This is a genomic window from Methanomassiliicoccales archaeon (assembly GCA_038740345.1).
Lineage (GTDB): Archaea > Thermoplasmatota > Thermoplasmata > Methanomassiliicoccales > UBA472 > JAJRAN01.
In genome coordinates, this window is record JAVYMA010000011.1 from 25,123 (window position 1) to 47,583 (window position 22,461).

Sequence of the window (22,461 nt, forward strand, 5' to 3'; positions counted from 1 at the left end):
TCATACGACATCGACGATCAGCCAGAGCTCGTGCATCTGGTCATCAAACTGTAAGATGAACAACAATCGGTGTTGGCCGGGCTCGAGGAAGCGAAATAGGAATTGACGAGAGAAGGTCTGCCCATCGAGGACAGTCTCGTCAGCGCAAAACGCCTTGCTGGGGAGCAAATCATGAACTGTTGACCAATTCAAGCCGGAGTAATCGGTGAACTTATCCTCTTCCAACACTCCTAGAGTGAGATTGTACTTCTCAGCTTCTCTCATGTGATTGACAAAGGTTATAATTACCGTCGCGTTCTCTCCCACCCTCAGGCTTTGCGGCAGTGTGCCGAGCGACCCATCCGGTCCAGTTATGTAAAACTCAGTATAGGTTTCAGGTGGTATACCTTTTTGTAGTGTTCCCACGCTTAGCAATATGGCGACTAACAGGCCGGCCAAGGCTAACAGCAGGACCGACTTGTCATAATTGTTGATTGCTCCTCGACCCAACTTCAATTCAAGTATCAGCTCAAACTCTTCTTCCTCAGGCACCATGAATCTGCGAAATATTGCAGCTGCGGACAGTACTATGTTGAGCACCAGAACTTCGGTCAATACAAAGCTTGAGGTGAAACCCACAGGCGACCAGGCCAAAGAGATACCTCCCATGGCGAAAAGGACCAGACTCAGGATTATGGAAGCCATAAATCTCTCCAAAAGGGATATCTGGCCCACATCTAGACTCACATTCGATGAATCCTTGGATGAGCCTTTGCCAGGAAAGATAGCTGAGGTCAATGCCCAACCGGGGAGGAAGAAAACGCTGAGAAAGGCCAAGAGATCCAGAATTGGCGAACGCCATCCTAAGATAGAAAGCATGACTGCCAGGGTGGATATGGTGCAGACAAGAGCCAAATCATATGGCCGTCCAGGTGCGGCCAGGACCAACCTCAGCTTCCTTCCTCCCAATCATTTCGAGAAGATGTATGTCAGGTTAAAAAAGGTTCTCAGTAGGCTCTATTCTTCTTTCGCTCGATCTTGTTTAATAAATTGTGCCATTAGGTGCCAGCTTCTCTCACCATAGTCCTTGTCGAAATCGACCTGCTCCGCTTTGCGGAAAAAAGAGGATAAGCGGTGAAGCCTTAAAGAATCTGTAAACATTAGCACATATCCAAGCAAAGGGAACAATAGCAAGCCTCCGTAACGCAAACGAACAAGCTTATAAGATTCGCCCAGGAGCCTCTGCAACTCCGCAAGAGAATAATGCTTATGCCAGGGGGCATATCCTCTATTCTTGATCACTTTCCTACCAGCTGCGAAGATCAGGGAATTTTGAGCGTCTATGTGTGCGAACGTTCCTTTGTTAGGTACACTAACTATCAATCTACCGCCCGGTCGCAGGACTCGATCAATCTCTTTGACTGTCATTTCCTCACAAGGCACATGCTCCAGCACATCGAGCATGACAACCATATCGAACGCTGAGTCGCTGAAAGGCATGGCCTCGCCCGAAGTCATTATGAACTCTGCGCCTGGGGCTTCGCTCTTGGCTTTGACCAGAGAGAATCGATCCACATCTACCCCAATTACATCGTGCCCTGAGTCGCTAGCGAGCTTAGTGAACAGCCCTTCAGCACATCCCAAGTCCAAAATCTTTGCCGCACCTTCCAACCAGGTCAGGGCTACCCCTGCTCTTCCATGTTTCTCCATCTTTTTTCTCGGAGCACCCCATCTCCCTTCTTATACTTAAGCAGGACACCTCATTGTGCGGCCAGATCCAATACTATCTCTTGCAATGCTTGGAAGACGACCTCACAAGAATAAAGGTTTTCAATGAGCCCTTTTCCCTCATTCGCCAGCCTTTCTCTCAACATCTCGTCCTGCACTAGAAGTCGAAGCTTTCGTTTGAAATCCTCATAATCCTGGCCGATAAGGCAGTTCACGCCATCCTTCAACTCAGGTATTCCATCGAGGGCCAAAGGGGTCACAACTGAAGCTTTTCCTGCGGACAGATAGTCAATTACTTTAGTAAGGATGCCTACCCCGCGCCAAATAGGCGCCACGCAGATGTCTGACGCCGATAGCCAAATATAGAGATCTGGCACGAATCCTAGGAAATGCATGCCCTCAGGAGGTGTTATCGGCGGTGGGCCCGCTCCGGCCACGTACAGATTGAGGTGAGGGAAATCTTTCCTGATTTCCGGCAGGATGGATGCTAGATATTGCACCGCTTCCGCATTGGGCGCATATGTCAGCATGCCTACGAACAATACTAAAACTTCTCCATTCGGTATGCCAAGAATAGATCTGGCCTGTTCTCGCTTGCGTATGCCTTTACGGACCATGATCATGTCCGCGCACGTAGGCACCACTTCCAATTTGCTTCTCTCGAAGCCTAAATCGACATAGTCCTCCATATCGCGCTGATTGACCACGAGAATTTTGGAGCAAAGCCTCTGCAGTCTGCGCTCGAAAATCAGATTGCCCCACGTAAAAATGCGGGATTTACCTTGAATCTTGGAAAATGTCACGATATTGCCGTGATTATCCCAAATCAGGGGGGTGCGTGTCAACCAAGCGGCCAGAGAAGCGGCTAGCGAATAATATGAACCCTCTGCGAAGATAACATTATACTTTTCTCTTCTCAATTCTCTTATCACCATGCAGGCGATATGGGCCACATCCATTGGGAAGAGAAGGTACCGCGCTGGCTTGTTGTATGACTGGTTAAAAACAAATGCGTCCAATCGGTCCATCGGAAGACCTTTGACCTCGAACGAACGAGACAGTAGTTCCATCATCTTCGGGGTGCGTTCACTCGTGATTCCCTTCTTTTCCACTTTAGGGATGAAGAGCACCTTTATTTTCTGGTTCACGCACATCCTCTCTCCAATGCTGCACATAGCCGAGAAGCGCTGATTTTGAAATCGAATTCAGCTTCTGCCAGCTCCCTGCCTCTAATGCCTACTTCACGCAACTTCCCCTTTTCCCTCAACAAATGAGAAATCTCCAACCCCAGCAACTCATAATCTTTAGGGAGGATGAAGCCCGCTCCCTTGTCCACGATATCAGTCTTCAGCCCTCTAGCGAAAGATGTGGCTATTGGCACGCCGCATGAGATGGCTTCAATGGCTGTGAAAGGGAACAGATCGATACGACTGGTGATAGCAAGGAGGTCTGCGCAATTGAAGAGCCAGGGCATATCTTGCCTGCTTAAGGGCTCAGATATAAATCTGATAGAGTTTTCCAATCTTGATTTCTGGGCCAAAACCTGCAATGCCAGGAGTTGAGGTCCATTGGTTTTCAACACAAGCACAGCATTAGGCCTTTCGCGCAAAAGCCTTGGCATTGCTTTTATCATCAAATCAAAACCCTTGTTAGGATGCGCCCTCCCCACACATAGGATCACGTCCTCAAACTCCTGTAGCCCAAACCTCTCTCTCGCTTTCATTTTATCCAAAGGTCGGAAGAGATGGCAATCGACCCCAGAGTGTACTATCTCCGGAGCTACTTTGTCTTCCGGTACTCCGTTCTCCAGAAGATGTTTGCGCGCTGAAAGGGAGCGAGTGATTATGCCGGCCACATCTGAGACTACTTTCCTACCCAAAGTGCGATAATATATCTCCTGAACTTTACCGGCGGGACCGCGCATGAGCACATCCAGCTCCTGCCAGATGAATATTCTCGTGCTAGTGCCCCGGGTGGCGAACCAGGTGAGAATAGTCCCGCTTTGGAAGAGTTCAGTGCTTAGAATGCAATCGTAAGCACCATTTCTCAGCATCTTAGCCAAGTCAGGAGTGAAAGGGAAAATAGCCGCGGGAAATACGAACTTCATAGAGGTGGGCAGATATTCTATCCTCAATCCTTTTTCTGCGGGGCAGGGTTGATATGGCATGAACGCGTCGGATGCAAAAATATGCACTTCATGCCCCAGCTCAATGATGCGTCTAGCGAACTCCACCACGTTTATATCGCAATCTGTTGTAGGCCTAAGGTTTTCCGCCGCAAAAGGAGGGACTGCTGCCTTGGGCAGGTCTGCTGTTTTGGTTATAAGATTGACAAGCCCCAATCTCATGCTCGAACCCGTCCCCCATAAATCATCATATAGGCTCCGCTCTCATAGACTTTGGAGAATTTAGTGGCATTATTGAGATAGAATTCGTAAATGAACATTTGCCCCCACTGGGCCTGCCATAATTCGGTAGTCCGATCGAAAATCATGCCCGCGGCCCCATCCCTAGTCACGTTCTCGAAGGGTTGAGGGTAAATTTGCCAGTACTTAAGCCTAGTGAAATGCGTCCAGTTCGATTCTCGCCATACGAGATCGGGATATGTACCCCCTATGACGTACGTATCCGGCGCCACATGCTCGTCCAAGAATTCTGACATATCAAGGGAGCGAGAGCTAACCACATACAAACTTTCCTGGTAAAATAAAGAAGCACAGGACATGAGGGCGGCTGCAGCGATTATTAAAGCCACAATCTTCTTCCAGGAGGACCAGCGCCTGTAGTACATGAGAGTTATGAGAATCGGAGCGGAGAGAGCAAAATAAAGAAATCCGCGATCGTACACCTGACCCTGAAAAATGAAAATGTCAAGTGGAATTACAACTATGGGTACGAAAGCCATGGCGAGAAGACCGCCATATAATGGACGCCTTCTCTTGCTGCGCCACCAATGCAGCATGGCTATGACCAGAAAAAGCATAAGGGTGCCAAGTAGTGCCAACCTGAAATAAGGCCCAAGCAGGAAAATATTACCCGCTGTTCTTTGTCCAACAGCCTGACTCGTAGCCTCTGGAACCTCGAATATGAATGAGAGTTTACTGATTATTTGCCGCCAAAGAAAGCCAGAATACTCTCTCGCTCCGGTAAAAAGCCATCCTATCCAGACGAGAATGAAAGCGATGACTGGCCAGGGCCTTTCCCTTAGCTCCCAGCCCTTTCGATTAGCTCTCCAGGTCTTAAGCGCCACCAGAATCTCCCTGACGATAAGCCCTGACACGACAAATAGTGCGGTGGTTGGATGTGAGACTACGACGTAGATGAAAGCCGCCAATGCCATCATGTCCCAGCGTAGGCCCCTTTTCTCCAAGAACACAAATACCATCAATCCAGCCATAAGACCCAAGGATTGAGGGGAGAAATTGTACTGAAGCCAGACGTTACCGAATATCGAGACCATCAGAGCGAAGCGATAGTCCCGCCAGGGTAGATATGTACGCACGAATAAATATACCGCAATAAAAGTGATGGCACTAACAAAAAGAGAGTACAACTTCAAGAAAAGCAGCACATCAGGATCAGCCAAAAGATGAAAGGATGAGCCTACGACGAAGAAACCAGGATAATTAGCAGAATATGAGAAGAGGCCCTGCGCCAACAGACTTCCCTGCTCAGCTATGGCCATGGAGGAGAAATAATGCATATAGGAATCCCAAACCTCAGGTAGGCGCAAGTAAAGAATAGGAGCGCACCATAGTCCAAGATAAAGAAATAGACCTTGTGCAAAGAAAGCCCGTTCGCTGGATGAAACATATCCTAATAACAATGCCAAACTCATTAAGATCATACCCAGCCAATATCCGATTGGCATGAGGCGAAATAACCCCAACTCCAATCTAGGCACCCATTCGATCTCAAAGGATAAGGATGAGATAACGACCGAAAGAAAGCCAGAGAAGGTAAGCGCTATAAGAGCCCAATCCGCTATCCCCTTTCTCTTTGTACGTGATTGCAAGCTTATCCTCTCTTCTTCTGACCGAGGTATCTCTTGATTAAGATATCAACACTTCTTTTGCTTCCATTGGCTTTTTTTCAAACACAGGCTTATATTAAAACACCCATGAGGTCATGATGTGGCTTCCGGGTCATGTTGTCATCGGGCTACTACTGTCCTTTCCAATAATTGTCATATCCCTGCGCCGGGGAGAGAGGAAGCCAATGGCCTTGGCATATGTAGGCTTTTTCTCTATCCTCCCTGATTTCCTACATTTTTCTATCCTTCGGCCCTTCAGTCATTCCCTAATAGGCGCAACAGTGATGCTGATAGTCAGTGTCGTGGCCTTGACCGCCTTGCATGAGTGGCGCCCGTGGTTGGCGGTTATAGCCTGCATCTCGATGATTTCTCATCTTCTAGCTGACACTTACATAGGTCATGTTTATCCTTGGTACCCATTTTCCATGGATTTTGTGCAGTTCAACCAGTTCAATACCCTTTTCGCCATCAGGACAGAGATCGCTCTCATAACAGCAGCAATTATCCCTTTCACGGCTATCTTGCTCATGAAAGCCAATAAATTACCTAGGAGCAAGAGCGAAGTACTGGCCTGTATTTGTATCTTAGGATTGTTCAACATTCAAGGAGCGGCACAAATTGCGTATTTCTACGTTTTGAACCTGGAAGAGAATCTTACATTATCTTCACTTATCTTATTTTCTTTATTCTGCCTGATACTCCTTCTGGCATTCCTCGCTTTGATTAGAGAGGGAAAATCATACTCCAAAATGTTCTCCGAAATGATATTTGATTCTTAAGAGAATCAATACGTATTATCTTATTTGATAATGGACAATAACTAATATTGCACACTCTTATATACAAACATTTATTAAGGTCAAAAAGAGAATCCCTATATTACTCGGGTTCGTGGCCCGAACGCAGAGCAATCTAGCCTCGTTAGGGGGGAGGCGGGAATGTGCTCGCGAAGGGAAAGGAGCGAGAAGATTGAGAAGAAAGAATCTGCGCGATTTCCTAGGAGAGGGTTCTGATGTCCCCCTCTAGGAAGATAGTGGTAATGATACCTACCCTCAACGAAGGCCGCAGCTTAGGGAAGGTCATTGATACCATACCCCTTGAAGAGTTCCATGCGCGCGGGTTCAGTGTAGAGGTTATTGTGGTCGATGGCAATTCAAGTGATGATACTCGAGACGTGGCCATATCACGAGGAGCACGAGTCTATATCCAAGAAGGGAAAGGCAAGGGCCTGGGAGTGCGCCAGGCATTTTCCTTGAGTCAACCACAAGAGGTGGTATTACGAGCCTTGTCAGGAAGGGAAGGGGCCATCTCAGATGTTTATGTCCTATCCACTTTGTTAGATTCCCAATACCTATTAATGCTGGACGGTGATGGTACCTATCCTTCTAAATATTTAGCTGATGTAGTGGCGGCTCTTGAGGAAGGGTATGATGTTGTGATGGGCTCTAGGTTCCGGGGAGAGATCAAGCCAGGAGCCATGTCGAAGCTCAACTATTTTGGAAATTTGATCCTCAGCCTCATGGCTTCGATAATTTACATGCACCCATGCACTGATGTATGCACCGGCCTATGGGGATTCCGTTTGGACGCTATCCGATCTATGGAGTTAGATTCGGAGCGCTTCGAGTTAGAAGCAGAGATGTTCGCGGTGTCAGTGCGTAATGGACTTAAGATAAAAGAGATCCCAATCACATATTATCCCAGGGAAGGTGAGTCGAAGCTCGTGCCCATCAACTCAGGAATAATGATATTCCGCAAGCTGTTGGAGAGAAGGTTTTCCTTGGCCAAGTCTAAAAGATTTTCCGGCGATCCAGACACCGACTTGAACCGCATGAGAGCCATGATACATCCTCCTGAAGGACCTTAGCTCGTGGTGAAATGAAGATCGCCATAGCAACTCCTGAGTTCCTGCCCAATTGGGGTGGGATAGGCACTTATGTGACTTTACTGGCCAAGGAGATGCCAGAGAACATAGATGTGCACGTTTTAACCCTCAAGAGAAAAGGGGAAGTCATCGTGACCCCTGAAACTAAGGAAATCCTGCAAAGGATAAATGTGCATTATCTAGGATATGCAGAGGACTACTTCCTCTACAATAATCAATTCCAATTCAAAATGCTCAGCAAGTTTAGGTCTCTAAAGAAGCGATATGGCTTCGACCTTCTCCATGCCAATCATGCCCAGATGCCAGACCTTTTTTTGCGCTTTCTAGACCCGGAAACGCCCAAACTAACGACTGTGCACACCACTATTGACTCGCAACGCATGGGCACCAGACGCTCCAGGGTGCCTTTGAGGCAGCTCGAACGGTCGGAAAAAATGACCTATTTGATGCTTCCCCTCCTTCGTAGCCTGGAGAGGGCATACTTCTACAGATGTCATCACGCCATCTATGTTTCGGAGTTCATCCGCCGACTGTATTCTAAAATCTATCGCATGCCAAGGCATTGGAGGATTGTACATAACGGTGTGGATACGAGCATGTTCCGTCCCCTACCCATAAGAGAGTGTGCGCAAAAGTTCCCCCAACTCGAAGGCAGGGAGATCGTGCTCTTCTCCGGCCGAATGATAGCCTTAAAAGGTATTGACCTAGCCATACGAGCATTCGCTCTCATCCATGAGGAGACTGACGCCCTCATGGTGTTTGCCGGAGCGGGGAAGATAGAGCCCTGGCGACAGCTACTGGATTCCCTGGGAGTTCCTAAGGAAAGGTATGTTTTTCTAGGTGGTGTTCCGTATCCCGAAATGCCCTACCTCTATTCCATGGCCTCAGCATTCATTCTTCCCAGCTACTCCGAGAGTTTTCCCATGACCGTGCTAGAGGCGATGTCCTGTCAGCTACCAGTGATTGCTACAGATGTTGGAGGGATACCGGAGATGATCGACAGTGGCCGCAACGGTATTCTGGTTCAGCCGGGTAACCCGAAAAATTTTGGCGCGGCACTGATCAAGGTGCTCATGGACAAGAAATTCGCCTCCAGCCTGGCTAATCAAGCTAGGAGCAAAGTTTGCGAGCAATTCTCTGCCACCAAAATGGCTTCTACCACCGCGGAGATGTACCGAATGGTGCTGGAGGAAAAAGAATGAAGGTACTCCTAGTTAATCCGCCTCGTTTCGAAGGCATCCCTGTGATTAGAGAGGAGAGGTGCGAGATAACCGAACGTTATTCTGTCCTTGAACCCTATAGTCTTCTGCAGGTGGGCGCCCTTCTGCGCCAAAGCGGGCAATCGGTATCGCTGCTCGACATGAACGGCTTTAACCTCTCATGGAAAGATTTAGAGGAGCGTTTGAGGATTCTTTCCCCTGATATCGTAATCTTCCGCTTTACCCCCACTACCTTTGATCATGATGTCAAGACCGCCGCGCTGGCTAAGACCAACGACCCGGACACGATTACCGTCGGAATATGTTGGACCCTACGCACCATGCCCAAACAAGTGATGTCGCTGGCACCTAGTATGGATTTCTATATACGGCATGAGTATGAGGTGGTGACGCCTTCATTGATCCAAGCCTTGGAGAGCAGCGGGGATGCTTCGGGGGTGAGCGGCATCGCTTACCGCGTGGGCAACGAAATCAAGGTGAATCCTGATGCCTCCCCGCTCGAAGATTACGACTCGCTTCCCATACCTGCCTTCGATCTTCTCCCCTCCCTTGAGCCGTATTTCGTGACCGCACCCGCAGGAAGGCCCTATACTATAATATACACCTCAAAAGGGTGCCCCTTCAAATGCAGCTTCTGCACTGTCGCGGGCACGAAATGGAGGCCAAAATCTGCGCGAAGAACTGTGGAGGAATTGCGGTACCTCAAACAGCGCTATGGCATTCGTACCGTGTCGTTTTTCGATGAGACTTTCACTTTAGATAAGAAAAGGGTGCTGCAGCTTTGCGACGCCATGATAGAGGAAGGCATGGACATTGGATGGTACTGTAACACCCGCACTCACCTCGTGGATCTAGAGCTATTGAAGCGTATGCGCCAGGCGGGATGCCGCGGTATATCCTATGGAGTGGAGTCGGGAAGCCAAAAGATATTGGATAACACAGACAAATGCATCAAGGTGGATCAAGCCAGAAAGGCGATCGCCTGGGCTAGGGAAGCGCGCATCAAGACTTTTGCCTCCTTCATCTTAGGATTGCCCGGCGAGAGCTGGGAAACGGTGCAGGAAACAATCCAATTCGTAAAGGATACGTTGCCCAACAGTGCTGAGTTCAATGTCGCTGTGCCCTATCCCGGTACGAAATTGTATGAGATGGTTTATGGAGGGAATGGAACTGATGCCGTGGACTTCCGCCGACTTTATCAAGACGATGCCGTAGTGGGCACGGAATATCTCTCGCCTACGGAGCTGAATGAAGCGCGCAGCCTGGCTTATCGTTCCCTTTACTTCAATCCGCGTTGGTGGATGCGAAATATAGGTCATGTGATGAGAGAACCAGAAGATTTGGATCTGGCCGTAAGATATGCTGCTAAGGCGATGAAAAACTATTTCATATATAGGATGAAGCACGCCCATTGAGTGAGTAGATCATGGAAAGCAAACGCATCATAATGACCTCTACTTTCTTTCCTCCCTTCCATCTCGGGGGGGATGCGACGCACGTGAAGATGCTAAGGGATGAGCTGGAAAGAAGAGGACACGAAGTGCATATCATATATAGCCTAGACGCTTATCGCCTGAAGAGAGGGAAGGTCTCAGGCGACATCCCTTCATCTCCTACAATACATCCTATCGAAGGACGTCTGAGAGGAGTTTCTGCCTTTGCCACATATCTAACCGGTCGAAATCACAGGGCTGAGAGTTCATTGGAAAGATTGGTCGCCGAGATCAGACCCGACTGGATTCACCATCATAATATATCCCTTTTAGGGGCAGGTGTACTTTATCGCAGCAGATTCCCGAGCGTATACACCGCTCACGACTATTGGCTCATCTGCCCCCGAAGCGATCTCATGTTCAAGGGCAAGGAGACATGCCAGATACGCAAGTGTTCCCGATGCAACGTGGCGACTGGTAGGCCACCGCAGATATGGAGACCTTTCCTCATGCCGAAGGCTCTTGGCTCCCTTCGACTCATCATTTCCCCCTCTCATTTCTTAGCAAGTCGCCTGCAGCACTTCCTTGGCCTAGAAGCCACAGTCCTTCCTAACTTCGCCCCACGGCCTCCGTCCAACAACTGGCCTGAAGGCGAACATTTCTGCTTCGTTGGTGTTTTGGAGAAAGGCAAGGGATTACATCTTCTATTAAAGGCTTTTGAGGATGAGTCGTTGGGATCTCTGCACATCATGGGGAAGGGTAGCCTTGAGGAGGAGGTGCGGAGAATGGAACGCCTCACAGGGGGACGAATATGCTATAAAGGCTTCTTGACCGGAGATGAGTTATGGCAGGAAATGGGATCCTCTCGCGCCCTCATCTGCCCCTCAACAGGTAATGAAAACTCGCCTCTTGCATGCATTGAGGCTCTTTCTCTCGGTGTGCCTTTGATAGTGACGCGACGCGGTGGACTTCCGGAGCTGGTGGAGTCGCCCAAGTGCGGAGAATCTTGCGAGCCCGAACCCAGGTCAATCGCGGAAGCGGTCAGAGTGATCTCTGATCCATCCAAACGCTCCGAGTTGAGAAAGAATGCTTTTATGAGATACCAACGTTATCACGAACCCAGCTCCTACATTAAAAGATATCTGGAACTCTGTGAGATGATGATGAATGGCTCTGAAAAAAGTGGCCCTAGTGAACATGGGCTTTGAAAAGGGTGAGCCAGGGATAATAGTCAGCCCACCATTGGGAATAATGAGCATAGGCGCTTATTTGCAACAAGCCGGTCTAGAGGTCAAAATTTTTGATTGGAGCTCGTTCCCTATCGATGAATCCATTCGTTCCTCGCTAGCATCCTTTTCGCCAGATATTGTCGGCTTCACGGTGATAATGGGATCCTGCCTGCTTCGAACCAAAAAGGCAAGCGCTTTGGCCAAGGAGTTGGGCTGTAGGGTGGTGTGGGGAGGTCCATTCCCTTCCGCCATGAGCGAGATGTGTTTGCGCCAGGCTCCTGTGGATGTGGTGGTCGTGGGAGAAGGAGAGCTAACCATGCTGGAACTTATTCGAGCATGGAGCGAGGGGCGAGAACTGGAGCAGGTGCCTGGCCTAGCATTCTTGCGGTCTGGAGAATACGTCCGTACCGCCCCTCGTGAGCGCATCAGAGACCTTGATTCGCTACCAATGCCCTGTTGGGAATGCATACTCCCCCTGGATCGCTTCCTCATACCCTATCATGGCCGATTGGCCATCCCCATGGTCACTAGCCGAGGTTGTCCAGGAACTTGCTCCTTCTGTTATACGAAGAATATGTGGGGATATCGTTGGACCTCTCGATCCGCCACCAAAGTCGTTGAGGAGATACAACATTTGATGTCTTTAGAACCGAGAGTGGGCGCAATCATTTTTGATGATGACCTGTTCGCTGGAGACGTGAAGCGCATTAAGGAGTTCTGCCGCCTTCTACGCGAGCGCAATATAGATATCCTGTGGAATTGTGAGATCCGCGCTCGCGATGTGAGTCAAGATTTGGTCAGGGAGATGAAGGAGGCAGGATGCGTTGAGCTATTGATAGGCGTGGAGACGGGATCGGACCGCTTGCTATCCACTGTCCTCAAGGGTGTTAAGAAGGAGGATATCATACGAGCTTTCGAAATAACTCATGCCGCAGGGCTTAAAGGCAACGCCATGCTGATGGTAGGCCTGCCTGGAGAGACCATGGAGGATTTCGAGCAAACGGAAGCCATGCTTAGAAAACTGGAGGCGGATGGCTTCTACTTCAGCATGTTCCTTCCCACTCCAGGGACGGAATACTTGGAGGTGGCGAAGCAGTTCGGCTTCAAGGAGCCGACCACCTTAGAAGGGTGGGCTACCCTCGGTGGATATGGCATATCATCCTACCCTCAGCGCAGCCTGTCGCAAGTACCTTGGGAAAGGGTGGAGAGGATGATTAAAAGGGAGACGAGACGCGCTCGTCACCGCGCCAATCTGCAAGCCATAAGAAGAGATCCTCTAGGAGCGATGGCCCGCGGCCTGATGGGCAAAGCAGGGAAGCCTGATAAATCATGATTTAGTATTACTTTAATGGGAGCTGCTGCGCATGGGGTTGAGATTGGAGGTCATCACTGCAATCGATGACCTTAAAGGCCTTGGCCAGGATTGGGATGTGCTGCAGAGGGCGAGCGGTACTTCGGTCTTCACCTCGCACCTTTGGACGCTCACCTGGTTCGAGCATTTCTGGGGGCTCGCCAGTCCCAGGGTACTGGCATTTTATCAGAAGGACGAGTTAAAAGGGGTTGCACCGCTGGCTTTGTATCGCACGAAGCTCAGCCGATTTACTCTCTCATATCTCTGCCTGGCGGGGAATGTGGGAGAGACCACTGAATACCATGATCTGGGATTCCCTTTCTCCTTGGATACTGGGGAGGCCGCAGAGGCCCTACTGCGAGGAATGCGTCGGCTGCGTTGGGACATGTTACAACTGCGCGATCTACGATGCGATGCGCTTACGAAGGCCCTTTTTCAGAGGATGGGTAAGGATTGGGCTGCCGAGATGAACGACTCAAAGCCCTGTCCTTATGTCACCCTGAATAAGGGGAAAGAAATTCTGGAGAATTTCGAACCTCGCTCCGCCAAAAAGGTGCAGCGAATTTTGGACTCCCTGGAGAACGAAGGTCGCATATGCTTCCGTACAAGAAGATCACCGGATAGCTTGGCGCAGGCAGTGGACGTCTATGTGGAACAGCATAAGCGCCGTTGGGCTGCCAAGGGAGGCAGCATATTCAACGATCCGCGCCAGGCATCTTTCCTAAAAGATATATCTACGAGATCGGCGGAGAAGGGGGAGATGCTGGTGTACGAGGTGCTGATAGACGGCAATGTGGCCGCACAGCAGTTCTGCATCCTCGAACGGGATGTAGTCAGGTTGTTCAAGATAGGCATGAACGATGATTATCGGCCCTATGCACCTGGGTATTTGTCGGTCTATTATGCCATGAAGGAGACGCAAGAGGAAGGATATGCCGAATATGACTTGGGACCGGGTCCAGAGGAATATAAATATAAGGTAGGGGGAGTGGACCGCTGGACCTGCAACATCCACGGCAAGAGGGGGGTAGCGCTGCTCGGGTCCAATCTAGCCAAACTACCAGGCTTGAGAGGTTGGAGCTCGAAATTGTTATCTCAGAAGAGTACGGAAGCTCAGGCGGCAGCAAATAAGCCTAAACTCGATACAGAAATCGAAAGGTGAGGCTTTAGAGCTCAGCGCCGGCGTAGACTTCTAGGCCCTTGCTCCCGATGCTGTAAGGCGTGATCCTGCGCGAGTGCTTGATGCGCCTCATTTTGACCACCCTAAGCGTAAGGATCATCTCGTTCTTTTCCTTGACCTCGACGTAACGCAGCGCAATCACGCCATCTGCCACATACTCCGCCAAACCGTCTCTGGTGGCCAGAGGGTTGTCGTCGTTAGTCTCAGCTGTCATCAGGCAGGTAGCTCCTGTCTTCTTTACCAATTGAGAGAGATTGAAGAGATTGACACGCTTGTCATGCTCATTCTCATACAGCATGTTGAGCAGAGATACTGAATCGAAAACTATGCGGGTGGCTCCGAAGGTCTTAATGAACTCAGGGAGCTCGCTCTTGATGCGGGTTATGGTGGTCTTAGCGTCATTGGGTTCCAGCTTGATTATGACCAGCTTTTTGGCGTCTATATGGGGTTTGAGATCCCAGCCGAAGGCCATGGCATCATCTAAGATGGAGCGGTCGTCCTCTTCCAGGGAGATATAGATCCCTTTCTCTCCCTGCTTAAGGCCTTGGTTCAGGAACTGAAGTCCGAAAGTGGTCTTGCCCGTACCGAAAGAGCCCATCACCACCACTGTATGACCCTTAGGGAAGCCTCCTTCAAGCATCTCGTCCAGACCATCAATTCCTGTCTTGACCCGTTCGATCATCAACCCACCCTTTCCGTGTCTATCACCACCAAGCCACTTTCGGCCGTCACCACGGTGGCGAATCTGGCTATCCTCTCCTTATCGAGATGTGGTAGTATGCTCATGAATTTCTCCACGTAAAGATACCTTTGGCGCTTAGAGCTCATGGCGAATTTGCTCCATTCGAAGACCAGGGCCCCGTCCACCGAGTCCATTATCATTCTCTGCTTGCGCTCGTCCACGATGTCCCTTGTCAGTATGAGGTACACGATGCCATTCCACTGCTTAGAGATTCGAGTCATGCCTCTGAGCACCTGGACTAGATCCGTCACATCGATGCTGGCGCTCACGGCCAGGTCAGTAAGGGAGTCGATGATCACCAGGGAATCGGGGGCGTTCTCGTCCATGAAGTTCACTAGGGCCTCTAGCACGTTGTCCTCATTCGGAGGTAGGAAAATGGAGGAGGCGTCCCCACCCCAGCTCTTTGGCACCAGCGTCTTGCGGAAATATATTCCTGAGAAGTCCTTGAAGATCACGTTCCTCTCGAAGCTTTCATAGAAGTCGTTGTTGAAGGAGACCTTGATCTCCTGCAAGATATCCTCACGGGAGCGGGAGAAGGTGATATAGCAGATCTTCTTCGGTATATGGCCGTTCTTGGCCGCATGTCCCAGGAAATAGGTCCCCGCTTCCGGGTGCTCCTTGACCAGGGCCAATTTGGCGGCTGAGGTGTATGCAAACTCCACCTGTCCTGCGCCCAACTCGCCCAGTAGCAGCACCGTCGAGCCTATAGGGAGCCCACCTTTGATGATCGAATCGAAATCCGCAACCCCAGTCGGTATTCTAGTCACTGATGCGCCGATTGCCATTAATTGTGCACCCATCCCATAAGTGAATCGATCTCGACGAATAAAATAATTATCCTTGAGCTCAAGGTTCCAGGGTCAGCAGGATCAACTCCAAGAGGCGTTGGGCTGTGGCCTTCCGCACCTCGGCGCGATCGCCTTGGAAGCAGCGCTCCTCGATCAGAGTGCGTCGCCCATCATCGACTGCTAAATATACAAGCCCAATGGGTTTCTTGGCCGTGGCACCGCCTGGCCCAGCGATGCCGGTGCAAGAGGCACCAAGGTCAGCGCCGGCAATCTGCCTCACGCCCGAAGCCATCTCTCGGGCGCACTCGGCGCTAACCGCACCATGGGAGCGCAATGTGCTCTCTTGGACGCCCAGGATCTCCACTTTCGAGCGATTGCTGTAGGCGACTACATCGAGTACGAAATAGGCTGAGGATCCTGGGACTTCCGTGATCATCGCTCCGATGAGGCCTCCAGTAAGGCTCTCTGCCAGCGCCAGGCTGAGGCCGCGTTGCTTAAGCGTTTTCCCCACCATAGTCGATAAGTCCATGATCCTTCCTCTCCACTTGCTTTGGCCCCAGCTCCCTTATCCTCTCCACCCCATTAATCTCATTTACGACCTCAACCACGGCCTGAGGCACGAGCTCTTCCCAACTTTCGCCCGATAGCATCCTTCGACGCACCTCCGTGCCGGAATACAGTTTACGGTTGAACAAGGGAGAGGCCCTTACCTCATAACCAGCCTCTGAAAACAACCTTCGGGTCAAGGGATTGTTGCTATAAACGACATGGAATGGAGGCACTAGCGAGACCACATGCGCCACCCAGACCGCATAGCGATTGATATCCATTATGGGCACGATGGAATACTCGGCAATAGCCGCGGCGCGCAGTGAGCGTGATATCATGAGATGCCGCTCACCCGCAGTGAACGGGTTCTCACAAGTGTGGGAGAGCTGGGCACTACCTATCCCTACGATGATGGAATGGCATTCATCGACTATGGAGCGAATGACCTCTAAATGGCCTTTGTGAAAAGGCTGGAATCTGCCTATCACCAAGGCCGTCTTCTCTGCCTGTGTGGACATGTTCTCGACAAGGATGCCATATGCGGGTATTCAATGCTTCGCCGTTGAGATAAGAAAAAACTGCAAAAAATAAGAAATAGAAAAGGGGTTTTTAGCCTTGTAAGGCGGGTCTTGAGGCCCCGGACAAGGGCGCTCCTTCGACTAGAGAGGTAAGCTTCTTGATGAGGCTATCCTTCTTGATGCCCCCTACTAAGGCGTTCTCTAGCACCTCAGACATATTGGTCACAGGCACTATCTGTATCTTCCCGATATAGCGCTCCTCCAGCACCACATCCTTCAAGTTCGCTGCGGGGATGATGACTTTCTTGATGCCCGCCTCTGCCGCAGCTTCGATCTTGGCCGTGACCCCTCCTACCGGGAGTACCTGCCCCCGTACGCTCAACGAACCAGTCATGGCCACCGTCTGGTCTACTGGGACATCCTCCAGAGCGGATATGACGGCTGTGGCCACCGAGATGGAGGCAGAATCTCCCTCCACTCCCTCATAAGTGCCGATGAACTGCACGTGGACATCATGGTTGGAGATATCCTCGCCAGTATATTTCTTTATGATGGCCGAAACATTTGACACGGCTTCTTTGGCGATTTCTCCCAGCTTGCCCGTGGCTATTATCCTTCCCGCGTTCTTGCTCTGCGCCGGAGTGACTTCGGCCACGATGGGCAGCACCACGCCGGAATATTCGGCCATAGAGCTCTCCGTATTCAAGGCAGCCAATCCATTCACCATCCCTACTTCGGCCCCTTCAGTGACGAAAGACTTGTATTCCTTGCGGGCCTCAAGATAGCGGTCGGCAATCTGCTGCTCCAGCGAACGTGCGATCTTCTTCGCCGCCAAGACATGCTCCTGAGTCACCACTGGCTGATTGTTCTCCCTAGCGATATCACCTGCTACCCTCACCAGTCCGCCTAGCTCCCTCAGACGAAGAGTGAGTTGCCCCTTGCGCCCGGCACGCCTCTGGGCCTCTTTGATTATCTCGGCCACGGCGCGCTTGTCGAAATGAGGTATCTTCTTATCCTTGGCTACCTCTTGGGCCACGAAGCGGATGAGCTTGGTACGATTCTCCTCGGTATCATCCATGGTGGACTTCATGTAGACTTCATAGCCATATCCGCGAATGCGCGACCTTAGAGCGGGATGCATACCAGATACGGCATCGAGATTGCCAGCGCATACCAATATGAAGTCGCAAGGCACTGGTTCAGATTTCACCATGGCTCCGGAAGAGCGTTCGCTCTGGCCGGTGATGGGGAACTTGCCTTCCTGAAGGGCCGTGAGAAGAGACTGCTGCGACTCTATGCGCAGCATGTTAATCTCATCGATGAAAAGCACGCCCTTGGAGGCTTTGTGAATCGCTCCCACTTCCAGGCGCTCATGTGCTGGCGTCTCCAGACCACCGGACTGGAAGGGATCGTGCTTCACATCTCCTAATAGTGCACCAGCATGCGCTCCCGTAGCATCAATGAAAGGTGGCATGTCATTCTCTTCATGAGAGACCAGAAGCTTGGGAACCATGTAGTTCTCCTGTCTCTGCCCCGAATAGCGCATGGCGAAGAATATCACCGCCGCAGCCACTATCCCGACCAATATGAACGATGGATCCCCTGTCTGGAGCCAAAGGACCACGGTGAGCATCACCACCATCAGCACGATGACCGTGACCATGGAAGCCTTTTGCTGCTTGCGCTGCATAGCCTCTCTCTTCTGGGCGGCCACTATCTCCTTCCCCTTACCCGCTGGAACTATGCGGATCTTCGGTTCATTCGGATCCTCTGGATTATGATAGGCGATGACATCTTGCAGCTCTCCCTTGGGCAAATACTCAGTCATGGATCGAGCCAGCATAGACTTGCCTGTGCCTGGCTCCCCTATGAGCATGACGTGCCTCTTCTGCTCAGCAGCCTTTTTAATGACCTCCACTGCCTTATCCTGTCCGATGACCTGATCGGCCAGCTTCTCAGGGATTTTAATCTCGGCAGTAGTGGTAAAAGGCTGCTTCTCAATCCAGGTGTCTACATCGGGGAGAGCCTCGGTGCCACCTGGTTCCTCAACGGTCATGTACAACTTACCTCTGGACACTGGATTTAACTAAAAATACTACCACTTAATAAGAGTTTTGGCACTAGAATCGCTGGATAATTAATTTTTCGGCGGTTTCCGAATACACCGTGATGCTATGTGTTCAGCTATGTCCCGCATCAACATCGATAGTGGAAGGAAGGGGTTAAAGGTTATTCTTTTTATTATGATTGGAGCAAATGAAGCTAGAGGAGCTAGACCTTCCGCCTGGAGTAATCGATATTCTAATGGAAGAAGGGATATCTGAGTTATATCCACCGCAGGAAAAGGCGGTGCCTCTTGCCCTGGAAGGAAAAAATCTTTTCCTTGCGGTCCCCACGGCCAGCGGAAAATCGTTGGTGGCCTACTTAGCCGCACTAAAACATGTTTTGGTCAGAGGTGGAAAGGCCTTGTACATCGTTCCCCTTCGCGCCTTGGCCTCGGAGAAATACGAGGATCTAAGGCGTTTCGAGCGGTTGGGAATCAAGATAGGGGTCTCCTTTGGTGACCTGGACTCAGCGGAGCCTGAGCTAGAGAATTATGATATAATCGTGGCTACTTCGGAAAAGGCCGATTCTCTATTGCGCCATCGCACAGCTTGGCTGCAGATGATATCTTTAGTGGTAGCGGATGAGGTCCACCTAATACATGACCCTGAGAGAGGGCCCACCTTGGAAGTAATACTGACAAAATTCCAGCGCCTGAATAGCAATCTGCAGATAATCGCGCTTTCGGCAACGGTGAAGAACTCGAGAGAGCTTGCGTCCTGGTTGGGAGCAGAGCATATTTCTTCCCAGTGGAGGCCGACCCCTCTAAAAGAAGGGGTCTATTTCAGGGGAGAAATACGATTTGTGGATAACACCAGCCTTCGATTAAAGGAAGATGGGGATGCGATTTGGTCATTGGTGAGGGATTGCCTGAAAGGAGGGGGGCAGTGCCTGGTCTTTGTGAACACCCGTCGCTCCACCGAAACGGTGGCTATGAAATTGGCTTCTCAGATGCATGAGTTCCTGCAAAACGATGTCAGGTTGGAAAAAGAAGAGGATCTGGTGCTTGATAACGGAGAGCAGACCAGCATAGGAAAGAAGTTGAGGGCATGCGTGCATAGGGGTGTAGCCTTCCACAACGCCGGCCTTACCAATGAGCAGAGGAAAACAGTGGAGGAGGCTTTCAAGAAAGGTCTTATCAAGGTGATTGTAGCCACGCCCACGTTAGCCGCAGGCATAAACCTTCCAGCCCGTCGCGTCATAATACGCGAGGTGTATAGATTCGAGGGGGGAATGGGGAACGTGCCCATCCCCGTGCTGGAGATAAAGCAGATGTGCGGCCGGGCTGGCCGACCGCGCTATGACAGTTTCGGCGAAGCAGTTCTGTTGGCTAGGAGCGAGGAAGAGCGTTCCTTTCTGATGGAGAATTACCTACTGGCAGAGACGGAGGAAATATTCTCCAAGCTGGGAAGCGAGAGTGTGCTGCGGTCACACATATTGGCTTTGATAGCGACCTCCACCACCTGCTCCATGGAGTCTCTGATGGATTTCCTTAACTCCACCTTCCTGGCGCACCAATCTCCCATGCTAGGGATGGAGGAGGCAGTGGAGGATGTGATCTCCTTTCTCAGAAGAGAGCAATTGCTTAAACCGGATGAGCTCTCCGCCACTTTCTTTGGCCGCCGGGTTTCGGACCTCTACATAGATCCTATGTCTGCCGTTAGAATGCGCGATGCTCTACGCTCCTATGCCTCAGGCAAAGGGGATTTCGGGTTCCTACATGCCATATGCTCAACTCCTGACATGCTTCCCCTGTACTTGAAGCGCAGCGATATGGATTGGTTAGAGTCGAAAGTGGTTGAAAAAGGAAGGGAACTCTTACTACCTATACCAAATGACTTAGAGCTATACGATTTCTTCCTGGCTGAGGTCAAGACAGCCAGCCTTCTGGAAGATTGGATAGAGGAGGTAGAGGAGGAAGCCATCCTGACCAAGTACGGCATTGGGCCTGGAGATCTGCGCAACAAGGTAGAGCTAGGGGAGTGGCTTCTCTATTCGATGAGAGAGCTTTCTAACATTTTCAATAAGGATGCCTATGCACCGTTGACGGAACTCATGGCCCGTATGCGATATGGAGTGAGAAGGGAGCTGCTGGACCTGGTGAAGCTCAAAGGTGTAGGCAGGGCTAGATCCCGTTCGCTGTTCAGTCATGGCTTTCGCTGCCTGGAGGACTTGAGAGCCGTGGAAGTAGAGAGATTGTCTCGTGTTCCGAAGATTGGGGAGAGCTTGGCCAAAAGCATAAAGGAACAATTAGGAGAGAGTCGATATGCGAAAGCACCCCCCGTCAAGACAGAGAAAGAGCCAGAGAGCAAGCGAAAGGAGGCGGATAGCCCTCAACGCAGGCTCATGGATTTCTAGAAGTCGGTGATGGCTCGGGTGACCGCGAAGCCCCTCTCATTGCGGAAGAAGCTGAAATAATTGTTGGAATGATCCGTCTCTCTCATCTTGACGCAGCGGATGCGGCGCTGCACCTCGGTGTCGCTGACCTCCACCATCTTCAAGTGGATTATCCCGTCAACCAGGAAATCGATGTCGTGAAGGCCATAGCTGGTGTAGGCTCCTACCGGCATCTCGCTTATCAGGAAAGAAGTCACATCCATAGAGCGAATCCATTCCAGCAGCCGATAGAGCTCCTCCCTGGGCCTGCTGCTGGCGGAGATCATCTCCAAGGCTCCGAGGGAATCCACGGCGAGAAGTTCATAGTTCAAGCGCTTCTTGGTCTCATTCACCGCGAAGCGGAAGGTGTCCATGAACTGCGCTCCCTCGCTCTTGCGCCTAATCTCCCCCAGGTCCAGTATCTCAAGTCGGCCCAAGGTATCGCCCTTCAGCCCCAGCCCTTCCATCTGGCGCATTAGAGAGGCCTTGCTCTGCTCCAACGAAATGTAAAGTCCGTTTACGCCATCCCTCTTGGCGTTCATGAAAAGTATATGATAAGCTAGCGATGATTTCATGGTGCCCGCGGCCCCAGCTACGATAACCGCATGACCCTGGGGTATACCCCCGTTGAGATTCTCGTCGAAACCATCAACATAAGTTCGGTATCTCAAACGCTTCGCCGGCGCATTCAACATAGTGCTTCATGATGATTCGTCTTGACGCATAAAACTGTTTCCCATCGCTATCGACTGCTAACGATGATATGAACTTTCATTTCGAGTCTGAAATACGTTCTCACAGCTATGCAAGACGCCAGGGATTCTAGGGTCTAGCCGCGCTGAGTAACCCATGGAAACAATATTCTAAGCCTTTGCCAGGGGCGAAATCTTGATCTATGTGGAAAAAACAGACAACCTTATGATCGCGTGACGCTTCCCTCTAATTACGATGAGGTAATCAGTGACATGAGGCAAGGAAAGATGATTTCAAGCTATTGATACGAAATTGAAAAAGGACTTCTGATTCCCAAGGAATGAAAAATGATTCATAAACGCGGAAAAGGAAAGCAAATTTCAGCCACACTCACCTCATTGAAGAAGATTCAAGTTTTAAAGGACTTGAAATTCGAGCCTCCAAAGTGAAGATGCGTATGCATCACCTGGATCGCAACGTGCACTTCCCTTACAAATCTAAGGACAGACAGGGAGATCGTTCAGGCATTTCTTTTCTTTTTATATTGACCCGTAAAGGGTATGCATGAGAGACAGGCGGCTCCTTCTCCGCTTTCTATACGCCTCGATTCAACTACAGAGCTCAGCGCCTCGTGCACAACACAAAGCGGTTGTGC

General features: G+C 50.5%; 20 protein-coding genes. 9 read left to right on the forward strand and 11 right to left on the reverse strand.

Annotated elements, in window-relative coordinates; all coding sequences use genetic code 11:
• Genes QW520_05085 through QW520_05105 form a run of 5 tightly spaced genes read right to left on the reverse strand, consistent with a single transcriptional unit; the run spans nt 1 to nt 5,721 of the window.
• Nucleotides 1–948 (reverse strand): DUF1616 domain-containing protein, encoded by a 948-nt coding sequence (locus QW520_05085; GenBank protein ID MEM0449178.1) that lies wholly within the window; start codon nt 946–948, stop codon nt 1–3.
• A 48-nt stretch (nt 949–996) separates the two neighbouring features.
• Complete coding sequence (locus tag QW520_05090) at nt 997–1,689, reverse strand: class I SAM-dependent methyltransferase (GenBank protein ID MEM0449179.1); 693 nt, start codon at nt 1,687–1,689, stop codon at nt 997–999.
• Between the two features lie 50 nt (nt 1,690–1,739).
• Nucleotides 1,740–2,855, reverse strand: a complete 1,116-nt coding sequence (locus QW520_05095) for a glycosyltransferase family 4 protein (protein ID MEM0449180.1) — start codon at nt 2,853–2,855, stop codon at nt 1,740–1,742.
• A complete protein-coding gene (locus QW520_05100) occupies nt 2,852–4,054 on the reverse strand; it encodes a glycosyltransferase family 4 protein (GenBank protein ID MEM0449181.1) in 1,203 nt (400 codons plus the stop codon). Before QW520_05100 ends, QW520_05095 begins: the two co-directional genes overlap by 4 nt.
• Nucleotides 4,051–5,721 carry a hypothetical protein gene (locus QW520_05105; protein ID MEM0449182.1) on the reverse strand — a complete coding sequence of 557 codons (1,671 nt, stop codon included), beginning with the start codon at nt 5,719–5,721 and terminating at the stop codon, nt 4,051–4,053. Before QW520_05105 ends, QW520_05100 begins: the two co-directional genes overlap by 4 nt.
• A gap of 113 nt (nt 5,722–5,834) precedes the next feature.
• Here QW520_05105 and QW520_05110 point away from each other — a divergent pair, with 113 nt between their 5' ends.
• The 8 genes from QW520_05110 (at nt 5,835) to QW520_05145 (ending at nt 14,019) form a co-directional block, all read left to right on the forward strand.
• On the forward strand, nt 5,835–6,518 hold the full coding sequence (locus QW520_05110; protein MEM0449183.1) for a hypothetical protein: 684 nt from the start codon (nt 5,835–5,837) through the stop codon (nt 6,516–6,518).
• A gap of 112 nt (nt 6,519–6,630) precedes the next feature.
• Nucleotides 6,631–6,765 carry a hypothetical protein gene (locus tag QW520_05115; protein ID MEM0449184.1) on the forward strand — a complete coding sequence of 45 codons (135 nt, stop codon included), beginning with the start codon at nt 6,631–6,633 and terminating at the stop codon, nt 6,763–6,765.
• Complete coding sequence (locus tag QW520_05120; GenBank protein ID MEM0449185.1) at nt 6,752–7,606, forward strand: glycosyltransferase; 855 nt, start codon at nt 6,752–6,754, stop codon at nt 7,604–7,606. Before QW520_05115 ends, QW520_05120 begins: the two co-directional genes overlap by 14 nt.
• An 11-nt stretch (nt 7,607–7,617) precedes the next feature.
• Nucleotides 7,618–8,826, forward strand: a complete 1,209-nt coding sequence (locus tag QW520_05125) for a glycosyltransferase family 4 protein (GenBank protein ID MEM0449186.1) — start codon at nt 7,618–7,620, stop codon at nt 8,824–8,826.
• Nucleotides 8,823–10,259 carry a radical SAM protein gene (locus QW520_05130; protein MEM0449187.1) on the forward strand — a complete coding sequence of 479 codons (1,437 nt, stop codon included), beginning with the start codon at nt 8,823–8,825 and terminating at the stop codon, nt 10,257–10,259. Before QW520_05125 ends, QW520_05130 begins: the two co-directional genes overlap by 4 nt.
• Nucleotides 10,260–10,270: 11 nt before the next feature.
• On the forward strand, nt 10,271–11,485 hold the full coding sequence (locus QW520_05135) for a glycosyltransferase (GenBank protein MEM0449188.1): 1,215 nt from the start codon (nt 10,271–10,273) through the stop codon (nt 11,483–11,485).
• Nucleotides 11,445–12,839: a radical SAM protein gene (locus tag QW520_05140; GenBank protein ID MEM0449189.1), complete on the forward strand. Its 1,395-nt coding sequence runs from the start codon at nt 11,445–11,447 to the stop codon at nt 12,837–12,839. The genes QW520_05135 and QW520_05140 overlap by 41 nt, the downstream gene beginning before the upstream one ends.
• Before the next feature lie 31 nt (nt 12,840–12,870).
• On the forward strand, nt 12,871–14,019 hold the full coding sequence (locus QW520_05145; protein ID MEM0449190.1) for a GNAT family N-acetyltransferase: 1,149 nt from the start codon (nt 12,871–12,873) through the stop codon (nt 14,017–14,019).
• A gap of 4 nt (nt 14,020–14,023) precedes the next feature.
• On the opposite strand, the gene QW520_05150 is transcribed toward QW520_05145, so the two are convergent.
• The 5 genes from QW520_05150 to lonB form a co-directional block, all read right to left on the reverse strand.
• Complete coding sequence (locus QW520_05150; protein MEM0449191.1) at nt 14,024–14,719, reverse strand: KaiC domain-containing protein; 696 nt, start codon at nt 14,717–14,719, stop codon at nt 14,024–14,026.
• Nucleotides 14,719–15,564, reverse strand: coding sequence for a hypothetical protein (locus QW520_05155; GenBank protein ID MEM0449192.1), 846 nt, complete (start codon nt 15,562–15,564; stop codon nt 14,719–14,721). The genes QW520_05150 and QW520_05155 overlap by 1 nt, the downstream gene beginning before the upstream one ends.
• A gap of 61 nt (nt 15,565–15,625) precedes the next feature.
• The gene (locus tag QW520_05160; protein MEM0449193.1) at nt 15,626–16,096 is read right to left on the reverse strand and encodes a CinA family protein; all 471 of its coding nucleotides are present in this window, start codon (nt 16,094–16,096) and stop codon (nt 15,626–15,628) included.
• The gene (locus QW520_05165; GenBank protein ID MEM0449194.1) at nt 16,062–16,634 is read right to left on the reverse strand and encodes a nicotinamide-nucleotide adenylyltransferase; all 573 of its coding nucleotides are present in this window, start codon (nt 16,632–16,634) and stop codon (nt 16,062–16,064) included. The genes QW520_05160 and QW520_05165 overlap by 35 nt, the downstream gene beginning before the upstream one ends.
• A 91-nt stretch (nt 16,635–16,725) precedes the next feature.
• Complete coding sequence (lonB, locus tag QW520_05170) at nt 16,726–18,711, reverse strand: ATP-dependent protease LonB (GenBank protein ID MEM0449195.1); 1,986 nt, start codon at nt 18,709–18,711, stop codon at nt 16,726–16,728.
• 179 nt (nt 18,712–18,890) lie between these two features.
• Here lonB and QW520_05175 point away from each other — a divergent pair, with 179 nt between their 5' ends.
• On the forward strand, nt 18,891–21,095 hold the full coding sequence (locus QW520_05175; protein MEM0449196.1) for a DEAD/DEAH box helicase: 2,205 nt from the start codon (nt 18,891–18,893) through the stop codon (nt 21,093–21,095).
• On the opposite strand, the gene QW520_05180 is transcribed toward QW520_05175, so the two are convergent.
• Nucleotides 21,092–21,808, reverse strand: coding sequence for an ATPase domain-containing protein (locus QW520_05180; GenBank protein ID MEM0449197.1), 717 nt, complete (start codon nt 21,806–21,808; stop codon nt 21,092–21,094). The genes QW520_05175 and QW520_05180 overlap by 4 nt on opposite strands.
• Nucleotides 21,809–22,461 lie beyond the last annotated feature (653 nt).